We start from the raw sequence: 6,001 nt of genomic DNA, 5'->3' as shown, positions 1-6,001 counted from the left end.
GGCGAGGCGCGAGCCGTGAAACCGGGAGCGCTCGCCGCGACGGCGCCGAGCGCACAGGCCCCGAAGAATGTCCGCCGCGTGAAATCATTCATTTTGCAACGGTTTTCAATCTGAGCGAAAGCACCGGAGAGAGAAGGTGGACGAACGACGACACTCGACGACTGAGCGCTGAGACGCCGAGTGGCCCTCGGCCGGTCACCACGACGTCCCTGCCGTCCACGAGACCACCAGTGACTGCGCCGCAGGCTCGAGCCGGGTGCGTATGCCGACCGGGACTGTCATGACTTCGCTCCCCACGGGATGCACGGGCGCATTTCACTGCTCAACGTAACGCCGGACGGGGGAGCGTTGCGACGATTGCGCCTGCCGATGTCCTGCAAGAGTGCTGGCCGTGACATGCGGCCAACGCGAATCCCGGTACCGGTACATCGGCGAAGTCAAGATTCCCTCGCCAGTCGCCGTGCGGGGCTGAGGTTGCAGCGTGTCGATCGCGCGGTCGGCGGCAGCGCGATCGTTCGGCTGCGCAATCCCGACATTGAAGCCAGGGCGCGGTGCGTGCGTCGGATGAGGGCCGTGCGGGTCGCCGTGCTGAATGGTTGCTGTGAAGCATTCTGTCCTCGACCAGACTGAGCTCGCGGCGAAGGCTTCAGGAAGAGGATCATCGAAGGGATGGGTGATGTCTCGGTGATCGGCTGCGTAGGACCCTTGATCGTGGCGACCAGGGGGTCCCAGGGGGCGGGGGAGGTACTTCTGACCGTGCGGGGATCTAAAGAGGCCTATCTGGCGTGGTCGCCGGAACCCCTGCCCAGGGGGGCCGAAGTACTGGTGATCGACACTCGAGGTCCCCGGACAGTCCTGGTCGAGGCGTGGTCAGGTCTCGATTTCTGACGGCACACCCGCCGATGACAAGAACGAATAGTCAAGGAGTACAACATGTTCGGTTATAGAGTTCCTGCACCCGACCAGGCAATGCTGATCGCCGGCGGTCGAGCCGCTGGCAATGCGCCGTTCCGAGTCGTCACCGGACACGGCGCGTTCGTCATGCCGTTCTTCAGAAAGGTCCGCTTCCTCACCCTGGCGATGTGTGAGGCCGAGGTCGAAGAGAAGTGCGTCACCCAGCAGGGGATCACCTTGAACGTTCGGGCGGTCATCGCGTTCAAAGTCGGCAACGACAGTGAGAGTGTCGTCAGCGCCGGCCAACGATTCCTGTCGGATCAGAATCAGATGGCCGTCCTGACAGGGCGAGTCTTCGCGGGCCACCTGCGCTCGATCATCGGGTCGATGACGGTCGAACAGATCATCAAGGAACGGCAGAAGCTGGCCACCGAGGTGCTCGACGGTTCGAAGGAGGAGATGATCAAGATCGGATTGACCGTCGACGCCCTGCAGATCCAGTCGATCGACGACGGAGCGCTGGGATACATCCTGGCCATGTCCGCACCGCACAACGCCGCCATCCAGCAGCAGGCGCAGATCGCGCAGGCGAGGGCCAACCAAGCCTCTGCCGAGGCCGAGCAGGAATCACAACGCAACCAGGCGGAGTTCGCGCGGCAGACCGCGATCGTCAAGGCCCAGTACAAGGCGGAGGTCGACAAGGCTCAGGCCGAGGCCGCTCAGGCCGGGCCGCTGGCAGAGGCGCAGGCCCGGCGCGAAGTGCTGGAGATGCGCACCGAGTTGGCGCAGCGCGCCGCGGAACTCCGTCAGCAGGAACTGGTTTCGGAAGTGGTCAAGCCCGCCGAGGCGGAAGCAGAGCGCGTCCGGATACTCGCGGTGGCCGACGCGGAGAAGATGAAGATCCAGGCCGAAGCCGCAGCCTCGCACAATCGCGTGGCACTGGATCGGATGCTGATCGACCAGCTGCCCGAAATCGTCAAGCAGGCCGCGCGAGGTCTGTCAGGCGCGAACCTGACGGTCCTCAATGGTGTCGACGGGCTGAGCGAGATTGCCACCGGCCTGGTTGGTCAGGGTTTGGCGATCTTCGACTCGCTGCGCAGCGGAATCGGTCAGGAACAGTCCGACGAAGTGTCTGATCAGATCGAACTCAGCGCCTCGTCCAACGACCGTCGCTAGGCACGTCGCGAGATCACTGGCCCCGCCACGCGCGCGCCGCGAGCAGTTCGGGTACCAGCACCTCGGTGAGCAACCGGACATCGTCGTCGGAATCACCCGGGTAGCGCACCTCGTACCGCGCCCCGGGGACGCTTGCCCCGACGCCGACCACGGTGCTGCCGCGGGCGGTGGTCCATTCGGCCAGCTGCGGCTCCCATGCCGAACCGGCGAACACCAGCAGTCGGTAGTCGGTCGTCTTGGTCAGGTACACGTCGACGTGGCTCCAGTCGCCTGTTTCGCAGCCGACGGCCGCCAAGCGAGGGCCCTCTCTCAGCATCAGGGCGCCCTGCTGGGCAGAGCAGAAGCGATGTGCAGGCGCGGCCAGATGGGTTCCCGCCGGACCGAGTAGGAGGTCGGAAAGTTCTGGCAGCCAGCTTGATTCGGTGCTGATCAGGTGGGCAGACGCATCTGCTGCCGCTGCGACGGAGCTGCTCAGGGCGGCCGTGCCCGTACCCGCCAGGTGGCATTCGAGTGCCAAGAGGAGGGCAAGGGTGTGCTGGTAACTGCGGCAGGCCACCCCGCCGACCTCGGATTCGGCCTCCAGCTCGACGACGGCGTCGCAACGCCGGGTGATGGCCGAGTCCGCCGTGTTGGTCAACGCCACGGTGCTCACGCCACCGGGAAGCCGGTCAAGTGCGTCGAGGGTCTCGACCGAGCCGCCGCTCGCGGAGGTTGCGACGACGAGTGTTCCCGCACCCCAAGCGGGTAGCAGTTGGGACGAGGCCAACTCCGATGATGCGATCAGGCCGCGTGCCCGCATCCGGGCGGCCGCGACGCCGCCCGCGTACGCGGAGGACCCCATGCCGAGCAGGACCACCCGCTCGACGTTCGGCGGCACCACGTCCGCCCACGGGTTGCCCGACGCCAGCGTCGCGGCGAGCCGCTGCAGCACCTCGGGCTTGCGGTACAGGTCCGCGGCGAAACCATCCGGTTTCACTTATGTGTCCCTTCGTCGAGAAGAGCTGGAAGCGCGGCGTCGGGGACGTACATCCAGCGGGGAAGATGTCTTGCGGCGTAGACGATCTCGCGCAGGACCTGCTGTACGCGGAACGCCAGTAGTGGGCGCGGGTCGTACAGATGCGCGTGGCCCAGCTCGGCGATCCGCCAGCGGTACGCGTCGAGGAATCCCACGCGGCCTGCCTCGTCGACGTCGCCAAGCGCGGCGCCCTCGAATTGGGTGTACCGACGGGCGACGATCGCAGCGTGCGCGAGTGACTGCACCATGCCGGCGACGTCGAGTGCTACTGGGATGGGCAGCATCCGCTGCGACGCGGGAAGTACGGGGTTGCCGTCGAAGTCGGTCACCACGAAGCGGTCGTCGGCTCGCAGCACCTGGCCTACGTGCAGATCGCCGTGTCCCTCGATGATCGGTGTGCCCGCGAGCCCGCCGAGCCCGTCCAGAATGGCCGCGATCTCGTCGCCGCGTTCACGCGCAACCACGACACTGGCGCAATCACCCAGTGCACAAACGGTTTCGAGTGTCTCGAGGGCGGCGTGCCGCCATCGGTCCGCGTCCTGCTGCGTGGCGACGGTTGCGGTGCCTGACAGCGCGGCGTGCAGCTCTGCGACCAGCGCGCCGACGTCGGTGGCCGCGGTGACGAACGGGCCAGGCAGGCGGTCGCGGGCCGCCTCGGTGATCAGGTCGACGGCCCAGGTCCAACCGTCCACCGCGCCGGGTAGGTACTCGTCCACGCTCGCCACCAAGGTCTCGGCGCCGAGCGCGGGTTGCCAGGTGACCACCCCCCACGCGGTGGGCACACCGACGAAACCGGTGTCGCGAAGCAGGCTGATCCGCCGCGGCGCGGGGTGCGGGCCATCCTGGAGGTGAGTGGCCCACTTGACCACCGCCGCATCGCCGACGATCACCGATTCGTTGGTCTGGTCGACGCCGACGGATCGCTCGCCTTCGGCCGGGTGCTGAGTCCAGGAACGCACCGTGAAGCGGCCCCGAGTCACCGACCGAGGCACCTCTGCCAGTAGCTCGAGCAACGCTTGCGCCACTGCGTCACCCGGTTGGGCCCGCCGCCAAGAGCCATCTCCGTCGCGTGTCATGGGTACGGCGGCCAGGCCGTCCGCGCCGGATATCACCGAAAGGCGCTTGTCCTCGGCGAGGTCGAGGGTGTCGACGATCCTGTCTCCGGATTCAGTCAACCGACGCTCGGTGCTGGTTACCCACCTGCTCGATGACGTCGGCACCAACGCGCAGACCGTCGCGGGCACGGATCGCGGCCCCCACCTCGGCGAGCCGGCCGCGCAGTGCGGTATCGGCAAGCAACCGCTCCACGGCGTCGGTCAGCTGGGAGTCGGCGAAGGCGTAGGTGTCCAGCCGTACGCCGAACCCGAGCTCGTCGATGCGCTGTGCGTTCTCATACTGGTCCCAGAACAGTGGCAGCACGATCAGCGGCTTGCCGAAGTGCAGCGTCTCGGTGACGGTGTTGTTGCCGCCGTGTGAGATGACCAGGTCGACCTGCGGGATCACCTTGGTCTGCGGCAGCATCTGCGCACCGACCATGTTGTCCGCCAACGTGATCCGCTCCGCCTGGGGACCCATGCTGACGATGATGCGATGCCTGGTGGTACCGAGGACGTCGACGAGCCGCTGCATGAGTTCGACGTCTGCCCCGCCGAGGGATCCCAGCGAGAGGTAGATCAGCGCACTGTCATCGGGCCGCTCGGCAATCTCGGCGGGTAGCACGTACGCCTCGTCGGTCTCGCGCACGCTGGAGTCCATCCGGGTCCAGCTGGCGTCGAGCGGCCGGGCGCCGAGATAGTCGGCCTCGGTCGGATAGACGTAGAGGTTGGCGGTGTTCGCACGCGGCATGAACTCGAGTTCGGGCAACGCGTCGGCGCCCTGAGCCCGAACCCAGGAATCGAAGTCGGCCCAGAGCGCGCGGTGAGTGTGGTCGAACTCTGTGCGGTACGCGTCCCACTGCGACGGGTCGGCGCTGGGCAGCCCGGAGAACGGCGGCGGTACCCCAGGACCCGGAACCTCCAGCGGGCTGCAAGAGACGATCCGCACGAACGGTGGCCCCGAGGTCACCAGCGCAGGGAAGAGCACCACGTTGTCCTCGACGAGGACGTCCGGTCGGTGCTTGGCGACGATCTCCCGCAGGCGCGGCTCGCAATACTTGGCGCCGTCGATCAGCGCCTTGTACGTGGGCTGGATGAACGATGCGAGTTGCTCGACGGTCGGTTTGCGGAACTCCGGTGACGTCTCGGCGATGAAGTCGGTCCAGAACCTTCCGGCATCCTCTTCGGCCGCGCCGTCGGCCGGCTCGGGCTCCGCCAGATCGACGAGCTCCTCGAGGTAGCCGAACGGTTCGAGCTTGCCCGCCCACGAGCTCTCCGCGGCGAAGACGATGGTGTGGCCGCGGTCGCGGAGGATGGCCGCCAGCCCGATGCACTGGTTCGTCGGGCCGTACGCCGACTCCGGCCAGAACATGATCGTCAGCGGGGTTTGCGACGGTGGCATCGGCGGGTGATCCTTCGTGCTCGGACGGGTGGTGGGCCGACTGGGACGATACTGCGCGAGCGGTCTGACGAGCGCGGCAAGTTCTCGACGCGTTGGCGTCTGATGCAGTAGCTGGCGGTTCGGCTGCTGGATACCATGCGGTACCGACATTTTCGGGGTGTGGCGGGGTGGTTGTCCACAGTCGTCGATTCGTCCCCAACCTGGGGTTTTAGGCTGGCGGCCGTCGGAGTCGCCGTTTAGATTCGTACACATGTTCGAAGAGTTGGTGACCGGGACCGCGGGGACTCGCGGGGCTTCCGCCGTCGGTGCCTGGACCCGGGTGGAGTCCGCCGCCTGTGCTCGGCGGCTGGCCGCGATGGTCACCATGCTCGATGCCGCTCATGCCGCCGACGGCTCGGCGGATCGTGAACAGTGGTGCAT

At 66.9% G+C, this 6,001-nt stretch carries 5 protein-coding genes; 2 read left to right on the top strand and 3 right to left on the bottom strand.

The features are described 5' to 3' along the window. Positions 1–669 precede the first annotated feature (669 nt). Positions 670–888: an NfeD C-terminal domain-containing protein gene (locus ACRDUX_RS04135; RefSeq protein ID WP_526411297.1), complete on the top strand. Its 219-nt coding sequence runs from the start codon at positions 670–672 to the stop codon at positions 886–888. Between the two features lie 45 nt (positions 889–933). Continuing rightward, a complete protein-coding gene (locus tag ACRDUX_RS04130; RefSeq protein WP_526411295.1) occupies positions 934–2,070 on the top strand; it encodes an SPFH domain-containing protein in 1,137 nt (378 codons plus the stop codon). A gap of 13 nt (positions 2,071–2,083) precedes the next feature. Here ACRDUX_RS04130 and ACRDUX_RS04125 read toward each other — a convergent pair whose 3' ends face one another. Genes ACRDUX_RS04125 through ACRDUX_RS04115 form a run of 3 tightly spaced genes read right to left on the bottom strand, consistent with a single transcriptional unit; the run spans position 2,084 to position 5,581 of the window. Next, positions 2,084–3,046: an SIS domain-containing protein gene (locus ACRDUX_RS04125; protein WP_526411293.1), complete on the bottom strand. Its 963-nt coding sequence runs from the start codon at positions 3,044–3,046 to the stop codon at positions 2,084–2,086. Further along, the gene (locus ACRDUX_RS04120) at positions 3,043–4,260 is read right to left on the bottom strand and encodes a glucosamine kinase (protein ID WP_526411291.1); all 1,218 of its coding nucleotides are present in this window, start codon (positions 4,258–4,260) and stop codon (positions 3,043–3,045) included. Before ACRDUX_RS04120 ends, ACRDUX_RS04125 begins: the two co-directional genes overlap by 4 nt. Further along, positions 4,253–5,581: a nucleotide disphospho-sugar-binding domain-containing protein gene (locus ACRDUX_RS04115; RefSeq protein WP_526411289.1), complete on the bottom strand. Its 1,329-nt coding sequence runs from the start codon at positions 5,579–5,581 to the stop codon at positions 4,253–4,255. Before ACRDUX_RS04115 ends, ACRDUX_RS04120 begins: the two co-directional genes overlap by 8 nt. Between the last annotated feature and the right edge of the window lie 420 nt (positions 5,582–6,001).

The organism is Mycobacterium sp., from assembly GCF_050701675.1.
GTDB lineage: Bacteria > Actinomycetota > Actinomycetes > Mycobacteriales > Mycobacteriaceae > Mycobacterium.
Note: the sequence above shows the minus strand (reverse complement) of the source record. Positions and strands in the feature narration are given on the sequence as shown.